At 64.0% G+C, this 250-nt stretch carries 1 protein-coding gene; it reads right to left on the minus strand.

Annotated elements, in window-relative coordinates:
* Positions 1-46: 46 nt before the first annotated feature.
* On the minus strand, positions 47-241 hold the full coding sequence (gene tnpB / locus ACZYOF_RS44970; protein ID WP_463719727.1) for an IS66 family insertion sequence element accessory protein TnpB: 195 nt from the start codon (positions 239-241) through the stop codon (positions 47-49).
* Positions 242-250: the final 9 nt, after the last annotated feature.

The following is a 250-nucleotide window of genomic DNA, read 5'->3' on the forward strand; positions in this document are numbered from 1 at the left end:
GAGGTCCCTTCAGAGGGGAGCACCCAATCATCGCCCAGCGGCAGCGTCAATCACCCCGATCGGGCAATCCAAAGCATTCCGCGCAAGTCAAGGCCGGGCACGGCGATCCTCTCGTGACGCTCACGAACGGATTGGCTCCAAACGCCTCGCTCACCAGCATCGCCAGCGAGTCCATGCCGCGACGGAAATCGACCGGCTGCGTCGCGATCCAGATCGATAACCCAGCGCGGAGCCCGATCATCGGCCAACC

This window comes from Bradyrhizobium sp. LeoA1Lang (genome assembly GCF_055413685.1).